This is a genomic window from Parablautia sp. Marseille-Q6255, from assembly GCF_951230155.1.
GTDB lineage: Bacteria > Bacillota > Clostridia > Lachnospirales > Lachnospiraceae > Choladousia.
In genome coordinates, this window is the sequence record NZ_CATNVD010000036.1 from 1 (window position 1) to 2569 (window position 2569).

A 2569-nucleotide genomic window follows, 5' to 3' on the forward strand; every position below is an offset into this window, starting at 1 on the left:
CAGTCATCTGGCAGCGAAAGTATTTTGCAACCACTTCTTCTCCGTCTTCAAGAAGAGTAATGTATGTACCACTCTTTGAAGGATATCCTGTGTTCCATATCATTGTTACATCTACTTCGCTTTCTGCTTGAAAAAGCTGAGAGAATCATCCCTCAGCTGGTTGAACTATTACGTCTATCAAGTTACGCCATAGAAAAAGCAGCCACGCAGGCTGCCTGTTCTGAAAATGTTTTGGGGTCCTCATTCGAGGAATCGGAACAGCCGGAATCGAACCGGCGACACCACGGATATAAGCCGTGTGCTCTGCCAACTGAGCTATGATCCAATATGCCGGCAAGGTTCCTGCGGCGTTGCCTCGTTTGAGTCCGTCTTATGAGGTATCACCTTGTACCGGCAAATCAGCCGCCGAGCTGTGACGCCCAGCGACTGTGGAGGAAATGTACTTGGCTTTTTGTATCACCTAATTTTACATGCTACCATTATAAATCTTTCAAACGGACATCGCAAGGACACGTTTTTGCCAACCTTCTGTCACTCCAAGTTTACTGCGTCTGCCCCGAACAGATACACACTCAGGATATTCGTCAGCTCTTGAACCCACCGGCGCGCTGTTCGTTCTGAATACCCATATACCTCCGTAATGCTCTCATACGTCATCTCGTCAAAATAGAAATACTTAAAGGCAAGAAACTTCTCTGGCGTATTCTTACTGTACTGTTCACGCTCAAGCAGCGCCACACATTTATCTATATGTGCAATCATCACGATACTTCTGAGCTTGCTTTTGAGAATACTGTTGATGAAAATATCCTCTTCGGTAAACTCTTCCAGTTCATCGCTGTTATCCATCTCGGTCAGATCGGAAATCCCCTCTTGCACACTCTCGCAAATGCGATTGTAATTTTGCAGCAATTTCTTTGTATTCCGAAATGTCTTGACCCGCTTTTCTTTCTCAAGCTCTTTTCTCAACTCCTTGACTGCCTCTTTCGCAGCCATCGTCGCGATCGTTTCCGCTGTTACCGTTTTCACCGGCATCCCCTCCTCTCTGATATGGTCTGTGCCTCATATGCCACCATGCAGACTCCGGCGGTTTGCACTTATCATTGTATATCCTCGGTGCATGGTACATCGGAGCTTTTCGCTCGCGCTCGTCGATTATCTGCTGCACGGTCTTGTATCTCTGATTTTCTTTGTCCATATGCCATCACTCCACCCTCTCAAACCGTTTCATCGTATTCTGCTTCCAGTCCTCGCCAACAGACTTTTTCACTCCGCCGGACAGCAGGTCTTCCAGAAATATCGCCCAACGTTCCAACTGCTCCTTTTTCCAGCTCAAGATTGCCTGATCGAGCGCCGAGTCCTCCGTGAGCAGCATGTGCCGGATGTTTACGATGCCGGCACGCACTTCTTCAAGCTTCTGCGCGATCGCAATCTTCATCTCGCCTGCTCCCATAGCCTGTGCTTCTTGTTTCCAGTCAATTTCTCTGTTCATCTTCATCCTCCCCCAACAAATCTGCATTATCAAAAATGTTTCCACAAACTTCGACGTCTGTTGTATAAACATTATCAAAATCCACTGTGAGACTATTCCCACTCAAAACGAATCTTGCTGCATCATTATCCCATTCGCAAATAAAGCGTCCGTCTTCTTCATCAATTGTTCCATCTCTAATAGTACAGATATCATTCTCCCAAATCTTCTGACCGTTCTTGTCGTTCAGTCCGGTGTACTGGCAAATAGTATTCCCATCACATCTATACGCCTTGTCTTCAAAATCACTTATTATAACTATTTCTGGATGTATTGTGTGGAGTAAATCTCCTTCTACCCATTCCCCATTATCTATTCTCTTTGCTTTAAAAAGGATTTCTCTCATTTCGTTTCATCTCCTCTCTTGTACATCTTACGCTTCCGGCATCTCTCCTTGCTGCTTACCAGCCTGCCCTTAATCAGCGTCGCCTGCGGGCAATCCGGCGTGACGTATACCGCCAGCTACCCGATATCTTCGATATGCTGACACGTTTCGTAATTTTCTCTGTTCATACTTTCTCCAGTAACCATCTGATCACGCACTTCCGGCATGCTTCCTTCGTCGCTCCGTCCGCATAATCATCAAGATTGCATGTGCTTTTACAAAATCCCATATCCGCATCCTCTATGTACTCGTTGTCTAAAATCACATCTGCCATCTCGGATACAGACATTGTTCGTATCCGGTCAATCCTCGATATCTTCATCGCTCTTCCGATCCCTCCGCCACATCCACGCGATCATCGCCGCCGGCACGATCACGCAGATCCCGATCACAGCCGATATGGCGAACGCGATGGTTATTATTACGTCAATCATTTGATATCCCCTTTCTTCATGTGTCAATTAAACGTCAATACATCAACTGGATACATTAATTCTCCTTCTTCAGTAGCCCGCGTACGCATTGTCCCGGCCGGAGGCTGGCTCCTTTCTTTTATTTCATTTCATCATCAAAAAATATCCAAAATATTAAAAACAATGATTTCAGAAGCGCATCTTCATTGCTTGCATTTACACGCCGTGTTATCTCATCAT

At 45.8% G+C, this 2569-nt stretch carries 5 protein-coding genes and 1 tRNA gene; all 6 read right to left on the reverse strand.

Features of this window, described 5'->3' with window-relative positions; genetic code table 11:
* Positions 1 to 252 precede the first annotated feature (252 nt).
* The 6 genes from QOX44_RS17920 to QOX44_RS17945 all read right to left on the reverse strand — a co-directional run bounded on the left by QOX44_RS17920 (position 253) and on the right by QOX44_RS17945 (position 2350).
* Positions 253 to 325, reverse strand: a tRNA-Ile gene (locus QOX44_RS17920).
* Positions 326 to 531: 206 nt separating this feature from the next.
* On the reverse strand, positions 532 to 1035 hold the full coding sequence (locus QOX44_RS17925) for a helix-turn-helix domain-containing protein (RefSeq protein ID WP_283683290.1): 504 nt from the start codon (positions 1033 to 1035) through the stop codon (positions 532 to 534).
* A gap of 169 nt (positions 1036 to 1204) precedes the next feature.
* Complete coding sequence (locus QOX44_RS17930) at positions 1205 to 1492, reverse strand: hypothetical protein (protein ID WP_283685194.1); 288 nt, start codon at positions 1490 to 1492, stop codon at positions 1205 to 1207.
* On the reverse strand, positions 1476 to 1877 hold the full coding sequence (locus QOX44_RS17935; protein WP_283685195.1) for a YopX family protein: 402 nt from the start codon (positions 1875 to 1877) through the stop codon (positions 1476 to 1478). Before QOX44_RS17935 ends, QOX44_RS17930 begins: the two co-directional genes overlap by 17 nt.
* A gap of 163 nt (positions 1878 to 2040) precedes the next feature.
* The gene (locus QOX44_RS17940; RefSeq protein ID WP_283685196.1) at positions 2041 to 2238 is read right to left on the reverse strand and encodes a hypothetical protein; all 198 of its coding nucleotides are present in this window, start codon (positions 2236 to 2238) and stop codon (positions 2041 to 2043) included.
* On the reverse strand, positions 2219 to 2350 hold the full coding sequence (locus QOX44_RS17945; protein ID WP_283685197.1) for a hypothetical protein: 132 nt from the start codon (positions 2348 to 2350) through the stop codon (positions 2219 to 2221). Before QOX44_RS17945 ends, QOX44_RS17940 begins: the two co-directional genes overlap by 20 nt.
* Between the last annotated feature and the right edge of the window lie 219 nt (positions 2351 to 2569).

Bases quoted from the DNA above. Each gene is read 5' to 3' on its own strand.
- QOX44_RS17935 (WP_283685195.1), bottom strand. From the start codon at position 1,877: ATGAGAGAAATCCTTTTTAAAGCAAAGAGAATAGATAATGGGGAATGG.
- QOX44_RS17945 (WP_283685197.1), bottom strand. From the start codon at position 2,350: ATGATTGACGTAATAATAACCATCGCGTTCGCCATATCGGCTGTGATC.
- QOX44_RS17925 (WP_283683290.1), bottom strand. From the start codon at position 1,035: ATGCCGGTGAAAACGGTAACAGCGGAAACGATCGCGACGATGGCTGCG.
- QOX44_RS17940 (WP_283685196.1), bottom strand. From the start codon at position 2,238: ATGAAGATATCGAGGATTGACCGGATACGAACAATGTCTGTATCCGAG.
- QOX44_RS17930 (WP_283685194.1), bottom strand. From the start codon at position 1,492: ATGAACAGAGAAATTGACTGGAAACAAGAAGCACAGGCTATGGGAGCA.